The organism is Streptomyces sp. NPDC047525, from assembly GCF_040643025.1.
In the GTDB taxonomy this organism is placed as follows: Bacteria; Actinomycetota; Actinomycetes; order Streptomycetales; family Streptomycetaceae; genus Streptomyces; species Streptomyces durmitorensis.
The window spans coordinates 410,888-425,768 of the sequence record NZ_JBEYTL010000007.1 but is presented as its reverse complement, the minus strand read 5'-3'; the positions used below and the strand labels follow the sequence as shown (position 1 = coordinate 425,768).

At 70.8% G+C, this 14,881-nt stretch carries 12 protein-coding genes; 1 reads left to right on the top strand and 11 read right to left on the bottom strand.

Annotated features, from left to right (window positions below):
- Positions 1 to 16 precede the first annotated feature (16 nt).
- Complete coding sequence (locus tag ABZ833_RS22835; RefSeq protein WP_361049400.1) at positions 17 to 295, top strand: hypothetical protein; 279 nt, start codon at positions 17 to 19, stop codon at positions 293 to 295.
- A gap of 29 nt (positions 296 to 324) precedes the next feature.
- Here the strand turns inward: ABZ833_RS22835 and ABZ833_RS22830 are convergent, their stop codons facing one another.
- The 11 genes from ABZ833_RS22830 to rsmI all read right to left on the bottom strand — a co-directional run bounded on the left by ABZ833_RS22830 (position 325) and on the right by rsmI (position 14,823).
- Entirely contained in the window at positions 325 to 1,050 is a 726-nt protein-coding gene (locus ABZ833_RS22830; protein ID WP_361049398.1) for a response regulator transcription factor, read from the bottom strand.
- Between the two features lie 272 nt (positions 1,051 to 1,322).
- Positions 1,323 to 3,233, bottom strand: coding sequence for a PQQ-binding-like beta-propeller repeat protein (locus tag ABZ833_RS22825; RefSeq protein ID WP_361049396.1), 1,911 nt, complete (start codon positions 3,231 to 3,233; stop codon positions 1,323 to 1,325).
- Between the two features lie 67 nt (positions 3,234 to 3,300).
- Complete coding sequence (locus ABZ833_RS22820; RefSeq protein ID WP_361049394.1) at positions 3,301 to 5,148, bottom strand: PQQ-binding-like beta-propeller repeat protein; 1,848 nt, start codon at positions 5,146 to 5,148, stop codon at positions 3,301 to 3,303.
- Positions 5,149 to 5,294: 146 nt separating this feature from the next.
- Positions 5,295 to 7,127, bottom strand: a complete 1,833-nt coding sequence (locus ABZ833_RS22815) for an ABC-F family ATP-binding cassette domain-containing protein (RefSeq protein WP_361049392.1) — start codon at positions 7,125 to 7,127, stop codon at positions 5,295 to 5,297.
- An 83-nt stretch (positions 7,128 to 7,210) separates the two neighbouring features.
- The gene (locus ABZ833_RS22810; RefSeq protein WP_361049390.1) at positions 7,211 to 8,572 is read right to left on the bottom strand and encodes an acyltransferase; all 1,362 of its coding nucleotides are present in this window, start codon (positions 8,570 to 8,572) and stop codon (positions 7,211 to 7,213) included.
- A 94-nt stretch (positions 8,573 to 8,666) separates the two neighbouring features.
- Positions 8,667 to 9,554, bottom strand: a complete 888-nt coding sequence (locus ABZ833_RS22805; RefSeq protein WP_361049388.1) for a 4-(cytidine 5'-diphospho)-2-C-methyl-D-erythritol kinase — start codon at positions 9,552 to 9,554, stop codon at positions 8,667 to 8,669.
- The gene (rsmA, locus tag ABZ833_RS22800; RefSeq protein ID WP_361049386.1) at positions 9,551 to 10,420 is read right to left on the bottom strand and encodes a 16S rRNA (adenine(1518)-N(6)/adenine(1519)-N(6))-dimethyltransferase RsmA; all 870 of its coding nucleotides are present in this window, start codon (positions 10,418 to 10,420) and stop codon (positions 9,551 to 9,553) included. Before rsmA ends, ABZ833_RS22805 begins: the two co-directional genes overlap by 4 nt.
- 435 nt (positions 10,421 to 10,855) lie before the next feature.
- Positions 10,856 to 12,223, bottom strand: coding sequence for a ubiquitin-like domain-containing protein (locus ABZ833_RS22795; RefSeq protein ID WP_361049384.1), 1,368 nt, complete (start codon positions 12,221 to 12,223; stop codon positions 10,856 to 10,858).
- 142 nt (positions 12,224 to 12,365) lie between these two features.
- On the bottom strand, positions 12,366 to 13,241 hold the full coding sequence (locus ABZ833_RS22790; RefSeq protein WP_361049382.1) for a TatD family hydrolase: 876 nt from the start codon (positions 13,239 to 13,241) through the stop codon (positions 12,366 to 12,368).
- A gap of 44 nt (positions 13,242 to 13,285) precedes the next feature.
- The gene (locus ABZ833_RS22785) at positions 13,286 to 13,717 is read right to left on the bottom strand and encodes a hypothetical protein (RefSeq protein WP_361049380.1); all 432 of its coding nucleotides are present in this window, start codon (positions 13,715 to 13,717) and stop codon (positions 13,286 to 13,288) included.
- 194 nt (positions 13,718 to 13,911) lie between these two features.
- The gene (rsmI, locus tag ABZ833_RS22780) at positions 13,912 to 14,823 is read right to left on the bottom strand and encodes a 16S rRNA (cytidine(1402)-2'-O)-methyltransferase (RefSeq protein WP_361049378.1); all 912 of its coding nucleotides are present in this window, start codon (positions 14,821 to 14,823) and stop codon (positions 13,912 to 13,914) included.
- Positions 14,824 to 14,881 lie beyond the last annotated feature (58 nt).

Below are 14,881 nucleotides of genomic sequence, written 5' to 3'. Positions count from 1 at the left end.
GGAGGTCTGGAAGAACATGTCTGAACTGCGACGCGAAGTCTCCGAGCTGGAGAGCAAGTCCGCCACGGCGGCCCGCCTCTTCGACATCCGGCGGATCATCGGTGGTCTGTTCGTCGTCTACGGAATCATCGTGACGATCGCCGGAATCTCACCGTCCGACGCCGACATGAAGAAGGCGGAGGACATCAACATCAACCTGTGGACGGGCCTGGCCATGCTGGCGCTCGGGCTCTTCTTCCTCGGCTGGCTGTGGCTGCGTCCCACGCCGCCCACCGAGGCACCGGAAGACGAGTAACACCCGACACCCCCGGCCGGGGCCCGAGTTCACTGCGCTGGTGACTCGGGCCCCGTCGGCGTCTCCGAGTCGTTCGCGTAGCCCGCGGCGGGCCGTTCCGCGCGGTCGAGCAGGCCGGTGCGGGCGGCGAGCGCCGCGGCCTCAAGCCGGGATCCGACGCCCAGCTTCATCAGGACGCGCTGCACGTGCGTGCGCGCCGTGCTGGGCGCGATCCCCATCCCGGCGGCGATCAGCCGGGTGTCCTCGCCGTCCGCGACCCGCACCAGGACCTCGACCTCGCGCGGCGTCAGCATCTGAAGGAGGCGCTGCCCCTCGTCGTCGGGCTGGGCTGCGGGATTGAGCAGCTCGCTGAAGGCGCCCTGGAGCAGCTGCGGTGCGACGGCGGCCTCCCCGGCTCTCGCCTTCATGATCGCGCGCTCGACGCCCTCGATGCGCTCGTCATGGCGTACGTACCCCGACGCCCCCGCGGCGAAGGCCGCGGCGATGCCGCGCGGGCTGGGCACCGGGCCGAGCACGACCACGGCGACCTGCGGGCGCTCCCGCTTGATCTTCACGACCGGATCGAACATTCCGGGCTCGGCGGGCGTCGCCGTACCGAGCAGGCAGACCTCGGGAGCGCGGCTGATCACCAGCTCCGCCGCCCCGGCCGCGGGTGCGGCCGCGGCGAGCACCCGGTGCCCGCGCAGCTTTAACGCCGAGGCGAGTGCCTCGGCGAGCAGTCGGTGGTCGTCGACCACCATGAGTCGCACACCCATCGAGCAACCCCCCACTTTCCCCCACGAATCCCCCACGGATCGAGGGCCCCCCGGCCCTGCACCCACTCATCCCCCGGAAGCTACACGCTTGTTCGACGTCGCGCGCCCCCTACCGGCGATAAGCGGCCCGGAATGCCTAAATCCCGGCCATGGAGGAGTGAGGGGGAGTACGTGCGTACGGAATGGTCCGCGGGGAAAGCGGAACAGCGCGGAACGGCCCCGCTCCTCATCAGGAACGGGGCCGTCCGGTGCGTACACGGAGGTCACAGGGCCTACTGGGCGACGAATCCCAGGGCCGTGTACTCCTTCTCGTCCTTCGAGTACGGCTTGCTGATCAGCTCCTTGCCGAGGTACAGCTTGCCGTCGCCGTAAAGGAGTTCGTTCGATTTCGGGACCATGCTGCTGATCGCGCTGCCGACGGACTGGGCGGCGGGGGTCTCCAGGAGCTTGGTCTCCTTCATCGTCTTGCCGTTGAGGGAGATGACCTGGGCGCCCTTGTCGTAGCCCGCGTCCTTGTACGCCAGGATGTTGCCGCCGTCCATGCGGATCGGGAACATCTCGCCGTTCTCGCCCGCGTCGGCACGGTCACCGGTGGTCTTCCCGGTGGCCAGCGAGAACGAGATGATCTCGTTCGTCTGGCTGTAGCCGTCACCGCCGCCGTCGTGCTGGCGGGTGGGGACGTAGAGCTTGTCGTTGCCGACCGCCAGCGAGGAGCAGGCGTAGACCACGTTGACCTCGCAGTCGTGGTCGTACTTGCCGTCGGGCAGCGAGATCTTGGCGCGGAGCTCGCCCTTGTCGTCGATCGAGAAGACGTCCGTGACGCCGCTCGCGGTGATCTCCTGGGTGTCCTGGCCGAAGACGACGGGACGGGTCGAGATGATCTTGGCGTTGTCGACGCCCGGCGTCACCGGGTAGGTCCACTTCTCGTCGCCGGTCTTGGAGTCGATGAGCTGGACCTTGAGCTTCTCGTCGCCGTAGTCACCGCACTTCTGGACGGCGACGAGCTGCTCGCCGCCGGCGTAGCCCTCGTCCTGGCACTCGTCGCCGGGGGTGGGCTCCCACAGGTGCTTGCCCTTGGTGATCTCGAAGGCGGCGCCGCCCGCGCTGGATCCGACCGCGACGGTGCTGCCGCTGATGGTGAGCTCCTCGACCCGGGCGGCGGCGCTGCCCTCGTCGATGGTCTCCGTCCAGAGCCGCTTGCCGTTCTTCAGGTCGATCGCGGAGATCTGCGAGCAGGTCTCGTGGTCGCCCTTCTTGCTCCGCTTGCCCTCTTCGTACGCGACCGCGGCGATGCCGTCCTTGGTGACCTCGCGCGACCCCGCGCAGGTCTGGCCCGCGAGCGGCAGGGTCCACAGTTCCTTGCCGTCGGTCGGGTTGTAGCCGACGATCTTGTTGACGCCCGCCTTGGCGTAGACGTCATCGGTGAGCCAGGAGCCCTTGATGCTCCAGACGTCGTCCTTGGGGACCTCCGGCTGCGGGAGCTGCATGGAGACCGTGGCGCTGGTGTTGGACGGGACCTTCTCCGTGCCGGGGCCGCTCGGCCCCTGCTCGTTGCCGCCCTTCCCCTCGCCGCCCTTGCCGTCCTTGCCGCCGGTGGAGCCCTCGGAGCTCGCCTCGGTGTCGTCCTTGCCCGACGTCGTGGCGTAGAAGACACCGCCGCCGACGATCAGGGCGATCGCGACGACCGCACCGGTGATGATCTTCATCTGGCTGCTGAGCTTCGAACCGCCCCCGGCCGGGGCGCCCGGCTGCGGCGACATCGGCATCGTCGGGGGCTGCTGCTGGTAGGCGCCGTAGGGAGGCTGCTGCCCGTACGGGGCCTGCTGGCCGTACGGCTGGGTCGGCTGACCCGGGTAGCCGTAGCCCTGGGGCTGGCCGGGAGGCGGGGTGCCGGGGGCCTGCGGCGCCTGGGGGTAGCCGTAGTTGGGCTGGCCCTGCGGCGGCGGGGGCGGCGTCTGCGGCGGCGGCCCGGCCGGGGGCTGGCCCGCGGGCGGCGTCGGCGGCTGGGCCGGCGGCGGGGTCTGCGGGTAGCCGTACGACGGGTTCGGGGCCGGCTCGGGAGCCTTGCCGAAGCCCACGGGCGGCGGGTCCTGGGGAGCGCCGAAACCACCCGGCGGGGGGTCCTGGGGGGCGCCGAACCCGCCCTGCGGGGGCTCGTTGGGCGGCTGGGGCGGCTGGGTCATGACGTCGATTCCTTGGGGACGAGAGTTGAACTGAGCGACGACGAGGGCGACTTGCCCGCGGAGAAGATCACTTGCCGTAGGCCAGCATCAGCTTCTCCTGGCCCTTTGCGCTGCCCGAGAGCCGCGTGGTGGAGATGTAGAAGCGACCGTCCACGTAGTCGACCGCCTTCGAGTAGAAGCCGCTCTCGATCTCCGAGGTCCCCTCGGGGTTCTTCAGGAGCGTCTTCGGCTGGTGCGAGCCCGAGAGCGGGATCGACACGACCTGGCCGCCGGAGTCGTACGAGGGGTTGACGTAGGCGATGAGCGAACCGCCGTCGACCTTCATCGGCAGCATCGATTCCTCAATCGGGGACTTCGTGCGCCAGGCCTCCTTGCCGGTGGCGAGGCTGATCGCCACGACCTCGTTGGCGCCGGACGTCGCCTTGGTCGGCAGGTAGAGGTTCTTGTCGTCGGTCGTCGCGCCCAGGCAGCCCTGCAGACTCCCGCCGAGGAACGTCGAGCCGTCGCACTCGGGTGCGAAGTCCTCGTCGACGCCGACCTCGGAGCGGGTGTCACTGCTGTTGGGCTTCAGCGTGGTGATGTTCCACTTCTTCTTGTCCTCGTTGGTGAGGTAGATGATCGTCGGGCTCTCGGAGTAGATCCGGCCGATCTTCCAGCCCTTGGGGAACTTCTTCGTCCACACGGCGTCGCCGGTCTTCGGGTCGATCTGCTGCAGCTCGTCGTGCTCGGTGGGCGAGCTCGCCCCGCACGAGTAGGCGACGAGCAGCTTCTTGCCGCCGGCGAAGCCGCTGGGGAAGCAGGTCCCCGGGTCCTTCTTGTCGGCGACGAAGAGCTCCTTGCCGTCGCTCATCCGCAGCGCCGTGCCGGACTGGGAGCGGCCGACCATCAGGGTGTCGCCGGTGAGGGACAGGTCCACGTTGGTGGAAAAGTCGAAGAGACCTTCCTCCTTGACCGGCTTCGCCCAGCCCTTGCCGCCCGTCTTCAGGTCGACGACCTGGATCTGGCTGCACTTGGCGTTGTCCTTCTGGCCGTCCTTGTACGCGACGACGATCTTGTTGTCCTTCGTGATCTGCGGCGTCGTGCCACAGATCTTCTGCGGGAACTTGATCGTCGGCCAGGCGGTGTCGCCCGTCTTGACGTTGTAGGCGGTGATCTCCTTGTACGCGGCCTTGACGGCGATGTCGTCCTTGACCCACATGCCCTTGGCGTCGGCGCCGGAACCGGGCACCTTGGGCGCCTCCTTGTACCAGAGCACCTTCGACTCGCCGGTCTTGCGGCCCGCGTTGAGGTCTTCCTGCTTCTCGTCCCCGTCGCCGCTGCCGTCGCCCGGGTTGACCGGCGCGGAGCCGCTGGCCTTGGGGTCGTCGCTCTTGCCGGCGGCCGGCTTCTTCTTGCCGCCGTCGTCACCGCCGACGACCGCCCAGGCGACGCCGCCGATGACGAGCGCACCGGCCGCGACGGCGGCCACGATCAGACCGGGCTTGCCCTTGAAGGGGTTCTTGCTCCCGCCGCCGGGCGGGGTTCCGGGCATGCCGGGGCCGCCGGGGAACTGCGCCTGCTGCTGCGGGTAGCCGTACTGGGGCTGGGCGTAGGGGCCCGGCTGCGTGGGCTGGCCGTAGGGACCCGGCTGACCGGGCTGCGTGGGCTGGCCGTAAGGTCCGGGCTGGTTGTACGGTCCGGGCTGGCCGGGCTGCTGCGGGTAGCCGTAACCCGGCTGGGCCGGCGGCGGGGTCTGCGGGTAGCCGTAGCCGGGCTGGGGCGCGGGCGGAGTCTGCGGGGCCCCCGACGGCGGGGCCTGCGGTGGCTGGCCGGGCATCTGCGGTGGCTGGCCCGGTGGCTGCGGCGCGGCTCCCTGCTGCGGATCCTGCGGAGCTCCGAAACCGCCGGAGGGCGGTTGGTTGGGCGGCTGAGTCATCAGCGCTTCCCCCTTCACTGATTTTTCGGCACGCCAAGTGGTGCTCAGGCCGACCTTTCTATCACCCTGACCGCCTAGCACAACTGACCGGTCCGTCCCCTGTTCCCAAGGGAGGACCGGCCCGTGATGCGTCCGTTACGAGACCTCTACGCGCTCTCCGCGAGCTCCAGCCAGCGCATCTCCAACTCGTCGCGCTCGCTGACGAGTTCACGCAGCTCCGCGTCCAATTTGGCCACCTTTCCGAAGTCGGTGGCGTTATCGGCGATTTGGGCGTGCAGCCATGTTTCCTTTGTCGACATCTTGTCCAGCTGCCGCTCGATCTTCTGGAGTTCCTTCTTCGCGGCGCGGGCGTCGGCGGAGGAGACGGTCTTCTGCGGGGCGGCGGGTGCGGCGGACTCGGCGGACGATGACGCGGCGAGGGGGGCCGCGGGGGTGCCCGCGTCCGCCATCCGCTTGCGCCGCTCCAGGTACTCGTCGATGCCGCGCGGCAGCATCCGCATCGTGGCGTCGCCGAGCAGCGCGAAGACCTTGTCGGTGGTGCGCTCCAGGAAGAACCGGTCGTGGGAGATCACGACCATGGACCCCGGCCAGCCATCAAGAACGTCTTCGAGCTGCGTCAGCGTCTCGATGTCGAGGTCGTTCGTCGGCTCGTCGAGGAAGAGGACGTTCGGCTCGTCCATGAGGAGCCGAAGGAGCTGGAGCCGCCGCCGCTCACCACCGGACAGATCACCGACGGGCGTCCACTGCTTCTCCTTGTTGAAGCCGAACGTCTCGCAGAGCTGCCCCGCGGTCATCTCCCGGCCCTTGCCGAGGTCGACCCGCTCGCGCACCTGCTGCACGGCCTGCAACACCCGCAGCGTCGGCGAGAGTTCGGCCACTTCCTGCGAGAGATAGGCGAGCTTCACGGTCTTGCCGACCACCACACGCCCCGCCTCGGGCTGTACGTCGCCGTCGGAGCGCTGGGCCTCGGCCATCGCCCGCAGGAGCGAGGTCTTGCCCGCGCCGTTGACACCCACGAGGCCGATGCGGTCGCCGGGGCCGAGCTGCCAGGTCAGGTGCTTCAGGAGCAGCTTCGGCCCGGCCTGGACGGTCACGTCCTCAAGATCGAAGACGGTCTTGCCGAGCCGCGTCGTCGCGAACTTCATCAGCTCGCTGCTGTCACGCGGCGGCGGCACATCGGCGATGAGTTCGTTCGCGGCCTCGATGCGGTACCGCGGCTTGCTGGTGCGGGCGGGGGCGCCGCGCCGCAGCCAGGCCAGCTCCTTGCGCATCAGGTTCTTGCGCTTGGTCTCCTCGGTGGCCGCGATGCGCTCGCGCTCGGCACGCGCGAAGACGTAGTCGGAGTACCCGCCCTCGTACTCGAAGACGTCCCCGCTCTGTACGTCCCACATGCGCGTGCACACCTGGTCGAGGAACCAGCGGTCGTGCGTGACGCAGACGAGCGCCGAGCGCCGCGTCCGCAGGTGCTCGGCGAGCCAGGCGATGCCCTCGACGTCGAGGTGGTTGGTCGGCTCGTCGAGCACGATCAGGTCGGGCTCGCCGATGAGCAGCTTCGCGAGCGCGATACGCCGCCGCTCGCCGCCGGAGAGCGGCCCGATGACGGTGTCGAGGCCCTGCGGGAAGCCCGGCATGTCCAGGCCGCCGAAGAGCCCGGTGAGGACGTCACGGATCTTGGCGCTGCCCGCCCACTCGTGGTCGGCGAGGTCCCCGATGACCTCGTGCCGCACGGTGGCCCCGGGGTCGAGCGAGTCGTGCTGGGTCAGCACGCCGAGCTGCAGACCGCCGTTGTGCGTGACGCGCCCGGAGTCCGTCTCCTCCAGCTTGGCGAGCATCCGGATGAGGGTCGTCTTGCCGTCGCCGTTGCGCCCCACGACGCCGATCCGGTCCCCCTCGGACACGCCGAGGGAGACACCGTCGAGCAGGGCACGCGTGCCGTACACCTTGCTGACTGCCTCGACATTGACCAGGTTGACGGCCATTAACGCTCCAGGGAAGGGGATCGATCGACCTCCAGCGTAGTCGGAGGCGGCGACCACGGGCCCGGCGGCCGTTCCGGAGACGATCAGCCGGTCCGGCGGGCGGAGCCAGGGAGCGACGGACTCCCGGCCCGCTCCACGAGGAGCCAACCCGCCAACGCCATCCCCACCGCCACGGGCGCCGTCATCCGCACGGCCACCACCATCGCCGTACGCCCTTCGAGCAGGCCTCCGAAGCCGACCATGGAGAGCCCGAGCACCCCGAAGAGGCAGAGCACGACCCCCACCGCGGCCGCGGGCCCCGAGGCCGCGCCCGATGTGCCGCCCGGCTCCCGCACCGCACCCGGCTTCTCGAAGCGACGGAACGCCGCGACCAGCAGCCCGGTGACCACCACCGCGGCCGCCATGCGCAAGGGCACCTGCGTCCACCACTGGGCGGTGGCGGGCTCGGGCAGCCGCACGTCCGCCGCGATCAGCGCCCCGTACACCCCGAGCATCGCCGTCAGGTGCCACAGGAACGCCGTCATCGAGACCCCGTTCGCCGCCACCACGCCCCGCCACACCCGAGGGCGCGCCAGCCACCGCACCGCGGGCCCCCGCAGCAGCTCCACCGCGCCCACCAGCCACATCCCGTGGCAGAGCAGCGCGAAGGTCGGCGGTGCCATGTTCGACACGCGCTCGCCGGGCATCCCGACCATGGAGAGCGGATAGGGCCCGAAGGCCACCAGGGCCGCCGCGCCCGCGAGCCCCGTCACGGCCAGGGCGGCGGGCATCCGCAGCCTGCCGTCCGCCCGCAGGAAGCCGAGCTGATGCACGGCGAGCCACACGAAGGCGAAGTTCAGGAACTCCACGTACGGCACGCCGAAGGCGAAGCGCGCCACGTCCACCGCGCCCGCCGCGAGGACGAGACCGCCGAACGCGCCCCACCCGTACCGCTCGTGCAGACCGAGCAGCAGCGGCGTGAAGGCGACCATCGCCAGATAGATGCCGATGAACCACAGCGGCTGGGCGACCAGCCGAAGTGTCACGTCGAGCAACGCACCGCCCTGGCCGAGGAGTTGGACCACCAGGGCGGCGAGACCCCACACCCCTATGAAGACCATCGTCGGCCGCAGCAGCCGCTGGAGGCGGGCCCGCAGGAACACCGAGTAGACGGACGCGCCCGCCTCGGCCTTCCGGCTCAGGGAGCGGTACGACAGCGCGTGCGAGAAGCCGCCGACGAAGAAGAACACCGGCATGATCTGCAGGACCCAGGTGAGGAGTTGCAGCTCGGGCACGACGGCGAGGAGGTTGCCGACCTCGGTGCGGCCGTCGTCCCCGACGGTCACCGCCGCCATCAGCCAGTGCCCGACGACGACCGTGCCGAGCGAGGCGACCCGCAGCAGGTCGATGTACCGGTCGCGCCCGGTGGGCGTCTTCTCGGCCAGTTCGCGAACGCTTGATCCCATGTACGTACGGTCGCGCGCACCGCGGACCGCGCGTCAGCGTGCAGGTACTCAGATCCGCGCCTGAGTACCTGCACGCCTGGAGCAGCTGAAGCAGCTAGAGCAGCGTCGCGCCCGGCGCCGGTGAGTCCGCGACGCGGGCCGTGCGGCAGGTGCCGGAGGCCGAAAGCGCCGCGGCGATCCGCCGCGCGGACGCGGCGTCCGCGGCGAGGAACGCCGTCGTGGGCCCGGATCCGGAGACCAGCGCGGCCAGGGCGCCCGCGTCGGTACCGGCGGCGAGGGTGTCGGCGAGCGAGGGGAAGAGCGAAAGAGCCGCGGGCTGCAGGTCATTGGCGACGGCACCGGCGAGAGCCTCGACATCCCCCTTGCGCAGGGCGTCGAGCAGGGCAGCCGATGCCTTTGGTGCGGGGGCTTGCGGGGTCAGCCGGTCGAACTCGCGGTAGACCGCGGGCGTGGACAGCCCGCCGTCGGCCACGGCGAACACCCAGTGAAAGGCCCCGCCGACCTCGAGCACCTCCAGCTGCTCGCCACGCCCTGTGCCCAGCGCGGCCCCGCCCACCAGGCTGAACGGCACATCGCTGCCCAACTCGGCGCAGATGTCGAGCAGTTCGCCCCGCGACGCGCCGGTCCCCCACAGCGCGTCGCACGCCACGAGCGCGCCCGCGCCGTCCGCGCTGCCACCGGCCATGCCGCCCGCGACGGGGATGTCCTTGGCCATGTGGATGTGCACATCGGCGCTGCGTCCATGACGTGCGGCGAGCATCTCAGCAGCCCTGGCCGCCAAGTTCGTACGGTCCAGGGGCACTTGGGCGGCATCGGGACCGGAGCAGGTCACGCGCAGCTGCTCGGCGGGGGTCACGGTGACCTCGTCGTACAGCCCTACGGCGAGAAAGACATTGGCGAGGTCATGGAAACCGTCCGCGCGCGCGGCCCCCACCGCGAGCTGGACGTTGACCTTCGCGGGAACGCGTACGGTCACGCTCACGCGCCCGCCCCCTTGTGCTCGGCGATCCGCGCGAACTCCTCCACCGTCAGGGCTTCGCCGCGCGCCTGCGGCGAGACTCCGGCGGCGACGAGCGCCGCCTCCGCCGCGGCGGCCGAGCCCGCCCATCCGGCGAGCGCGGCCCGCAGGGTCTTGCGGCGCTGGGCGAAAGCGGCGTCGACGACGGCGAAGACCTCGCGCTTCGACGCGGTGGTCTTGACCGGCTCGGCGCGCCGCACCAGCGACACCAGACCGGAGTCGACGTTCGGGGCGGGCCAGAAGACGTTCCGCCCGATGGAACCGGCGCGCTTCACGTCGGCGTACCAGTTCGCCTTCACCGAGGGCACGCCGTACACCTTCGAGCCCGGGTCGGCGGCGAGGCGGTCGGCGACCTCGGCCTGCACCATCACGAGCGTGCGCTCGATGCTGGGGAAGGTGTCGAGCATGTGCAGCAGCACGGGCACGGCCACGTTGTACGGAAGGTTGGCGACCAGCGCGGTCGGGGCGGGGCCCGGCAGCTCGCGCACGAGCATCGCGTCGCTGTGCACGAGCGCGAAGGATGCGGCCTTCGCCGGGAGCCGGGCCTCGACGGTCGCCGGAAGGGCCCCGGCGAGCACGTCGTCGATCTCGACCGCGATGACGCTGTCCGCGGTGTCGAGCAGCGCGAGGGTCAGCGAGCCGAGCCCCGGCCCGACCTCGACGACCACGTCCTGCGGGCCGACTTCCGCGGTGCGGACGATGCGGCGGACGGTGTTGGCGTCGATGACGAAATTCTGGCCGCGCTGCTTGGTCGGGCGTACGCCCAGGGCAGCGGCCAGCTCGCGGATGTCGGCGGCGCCGAAAAGGGCCCCGGGCTCACTGTTACTCACCACCCCAGGTTACGGGCCCTGGCCCCTGGGCCCCGACCAGACCTCTCCCACCCACCCGCCCGCGACCCCGCATCCGACCCTCGCCGAACAAGCCTTTCCCACCCACCCGCCCGATTGCCCCGCGGTGACGAGCGTTGGGTGGGCGATCGGCCCTCACGCGCCCGTAGTCGGCAGCGCACGTGAGGGGACGTGCCGGTATGTCCGCCCGGAGCACGGTTCGCGGCGCTCCCCCGCCGCAGCAGCCCCGCGGCCACCGGACGATAGCGAGGACGGACATACCGGCGCGGCCCCGCCCCCAAGACGGACCAGCCCCGCAGCAGCCCCCACGAACCAGCAGCCCGCCACGCACGGCACGCAGGACTCCCCCACTGAAGCAGCCCCACCGCAGCAGCCCCCACGAACCCGCAGCCGAAGCAGCCCCGTACAACCGCGCCCCTACAACCGCCCCCCACAGTGCGGCCACGGACTGGCCCCCCGCTGCACGTACAGCTTCTTCGCGCGGAACGTCTGTTCCTCCGCCGGAGCGTCCTGCGGGCGACCCGACCCGCCCAGCCCCTGCCACGTCCGCGTATCGAACTGGTACAGGCCCCCGTACGTCCCCGACGCGTCCACCGCGTTCGGGCGGCCGCCCGACTCGCAGTGCGCCAGCGAGCCCCAGTTCAGGCCGTCCGCCCCCGACACCGAATTCGGCAGCTGCTTCGTCCCCACCTTCACGATCTGCGTCTGCGGCTCCCGCACCACCTCCGACCGCACCCGCCGCGGCTTCTGCTTGACGCCGTTGACCGTCCGCAGCGCGTACGTGACCCGCCGGGTCCCCTGGTGCCCCTGCCGCTCCACGACCTCCGTACCGGCGAACAGCGACGCATCGTCCGTCCGCCGCACGTCGAACGGGATCGGCTCCTCCCGCACCTCCTTACGCCCGGAGATCCGCATGACGGTGACCGTCTGTCCGTCGCGCGGGAAGCTGCCGGGCGCGACGGACGTCGTGTCCTGGCCGTTCAGGGTGATCCCGGACTCCGCGACCGCCTCCCGCACCGTCGCCGCGTTCGTACGGATGGTCCGCTCACGCCCGTCCGCCATGATCGTCACGGTGCGCTCGGTCCGTACGTCGAGATCAAGGCCACCGCGCTCGATCCGCTTGCTCCGCGAGGCCGACAGGTAGGCGCCCTCGGCCCGCACCCCGAGCTGCCGCAGCGCGCCGTCCACCGTGCGCGCCGTCGTCCACACCTCGCGCCGCTGCCCGTCGAGGGTGAGCTTGACCGGCCGGCCGTAGCGGACGGCGATCTCGTCGCCGCTGGCCAGGGCCGTGCTCGCGGTCGGCGCCACGATGTCGTGCGTACCGAAGTCCACGCCTTCGTCCTCGAGCAGCTCCCCCACGTCGTCCGCGAAGGTGTGCAGGGTCCGCGACTCGCCGTCGACACTCAGCTGCACGGCCTTGTCGTTGGCGACGAAGGCGGAGGTGCCGCCTGCCAGGAAGGCGACGACCAGCGCCTGCGGCAGCAGCCGCCGGAACGAATCGGGCCGCCCGGCGGCAGGAGACGAACCCTTCGACCGCCCGCTCGACCGCGGGCTCGACGACCGCGGCTTCGTCTTCTTCCGCCGGGCGGCCCGCCGCGCCCCGGCCCGCCCTCCGTCGGGCACGGCCCCGTTGGCCTGCCGGGGGAAGTAGTCCCCGGCATCAAGCTCAGGCTCCGGCCCGAGCTCCGGCCCAAGCTCCGGCTCAGGCCACAGCCCAGGCTCCGGCTCCGGCTCATAGGTCGTGCCGCCCCCATAAGACGTCTCGTACTGCGGCGCATGACTCACGACGACGCTCCAGCGTTCTCGTTCTGGTCCGGATCGGGCGAGGCGGACCAGAACCTAGCGGAGCAATCGTCACTCTCCAAAGCAGCACGACTACGCAGTGTCGCGGCATTGCCCTGAACCAGGGGGCCGCGGGCGTTATCGGTCAGTAATCAAATGCGCGCGCCGTATTGACCGAGATCGCCTCGGCCATGGCGTCCTCGCCGATACCGCGCACCTCGGCCATGGCCCGCAATGTGACCGGAATGAGATACGGCGCGTTAGGCCGTCCGCGGTAGGGAGCGGGCGTGAGGAAGGGCGCGTCCGTCTCCACGAGCACGAGTTCCAGCGGGGCGACAGCCAGCGCGTCCCGCAGCCCCTGCGCGTTCTTGAACGTCATGTTGCCCGCGAAGGACATGAAGTAGCCGTTCTCCGCGCACACTTGGGCCATCGCCGCGTCGCCCGAGTAGCAGTGGAAGACGGTGCGCTCCGGAGCCCCCTCCTCCTTCAGGACCCGCAGCACATCCTCGTGCGCCTCGCGATCGTGGATGACCAGGGCCTTGCCGTGCCGCTTGGCGATCTCGATGTGGGCGCGGAAGGACCGCTCCTGGGCCGCCTTGCCCTCGGGTCCTGTGCGGAAGTAGTCGAGCCCGGTCTCGCCCACGCCCTTGACCTGCGGCAGCGCGGCGAGCCTGTCGATCTCGGCGAGCGCGGCGTCGAGCGCGCCCTCGCCGCCCGCCTCGCGCGCCCCCTGCCGGGACCAGCCGTCGGGGTCGCCGAGCACGATGCGCGGCGCTTCATTGGGATGCAGGGCGACGGTGGCGTGCACGCTCTCGTACGCGGCGGCCGTCTGGGCGGCCCAGCGCGAGCCCCGCACGTCGCAGCCCACCTGGACGACCGTCGTCACGCCCACCGCCGCGGCCTTGGCGAGCCCCTCGTCCACCGTCCCCGACTGCATGTCGAGGTGGGTGTGGGAGTCGGCGACCGGAACCCGCAGGGGTTCGGGCAGCGGCGGCGCGGCGTTCTTGGCGTCGGAAGGCATGCCCCCGATCCTACGAAGGGGACGTCAGCCCGCCCAAAGAGCCGTCATCCCGCCTTGCGGTGGTGGAAGGGATGCAGCAGCGCCGACAGATGCCAGTGGTGATGCTTGGACTCGTGGGTCTCGGCCGCATCGGCCCCGGCCCCGGACTTGTCCCCCGCCGCCGCGCGCGGCGCGTGATGCCGCTGCATCAGATCGAGCACCGACGACACCTGCCCGGCCCTCATGATCCGTACGACATGCCCGTCGCAGTTCAGGCACGTCGGCCGGGTCAGGGGCGACGGCACACGCTGGCCGTTCGCCACGTACACCACGAATTCCTTGCCCTGGCCGTCCACGTGATGCTCGATCTCGTACGACTGTTCCCAGCCGTGCCCGCACCGCATACAGGCGAAGGCGTACGACTCGTGAACGGTGTTTGTCCTGGATATCGCGTTGGACGCCGTGGTGTCGTGACCGGTGTCGGCGATCTCACTCATGCCAGCTCCTCTTGTCCGCTGGACAAGCGCTGCCGGGCCGGGGATTCCTCCCGGCCGGAAGCGTGGGGACGGGTGCGTCCCCTTTGACCAGTGGACGCCTTTCCCGGAGCGAGCGCATCAGACCTGTCGACAGTTGAAGGCGATTTGGCCTTTCCATAGCCTTCAGGCCCGGTGCGCGGCCCTCACTTTGCTTTTTACGATAGTCCTTTGCCGTCCGATGGGGCGGCCTGAGCCGCATTCTTTGCCGCCACGACCGCATCGAACACGTCGCGCTTGGGTACCCCCGCATCGGCCGCGACGGCGGCGATCGCCTCCTTGCGTCGCTCCCCCGCCTCCTCGCGCACCCGCACCCTGCGCACCAGCTCCTCCGGACCCAGGTCACCTGGGCTTTTCTCGGGTGCGCCCTCGACGACGACGGTGATCTCACCGCGTACGCCGTCGGCCGCCCACTGAGCGAGATCCTTCAGCGAACCGCGCTTGACCTCTTCGTAGGTCTTGGTCAGCTCGCGGCAGACCGCGGCCCTGCGCTCGTCGCCGAACGCCTCGGCCATCGCGACGAGGGTGTCGTCGATACGGTGCGGTGCCTCGAAGTAGACGAGAGTGCGACGGTCCTCGGCCACCTCGCGCAGCCGCGAGAGCCGCTCGCCCGCCTTGCGCGGCAGGAAGCCCTCGAAGCAGAAGCGGTCCACCGGAAGCCCCGAGAGCGCGAGCGCGGTGAGCACGGCGGACGGGCCGGGCACGGCGGTGACCCGGATGTCCTTCTCCACGGCTGCGGCGACGAGCCGGTACCCGGGGTCGGACACCGAGGGCATCCCCGCGTCGGTCACGAGCAGCACCCGCGCACCGCCGACCAGGGCCTCGACCAGCTCGGGCGTGCGCGCGGTCTCGTTGCCCTCGAAGTACGAGACGACCCGCCCGCCCACCTGCACGCCGAGCGCCTGGGTGAGCCTGCGGAGCCGCCGGGTGTCCTCGGCGGCCACCACGTCGGCCGACTCCAGCTCGGCGGCGAGCCGCGGCGGGGCGTCCGCGACGTCGCCGATGGGCGTGCCCGCGAGGACGAGGGTTCCGGGGGACGGGTTTCCGGGGGAATCAGCGCTTCCTGTCACGGTTCCATCCTCGCAGGGGCCAGGGGACGGGACTCACACAGTCGGGTTCCCTACGATG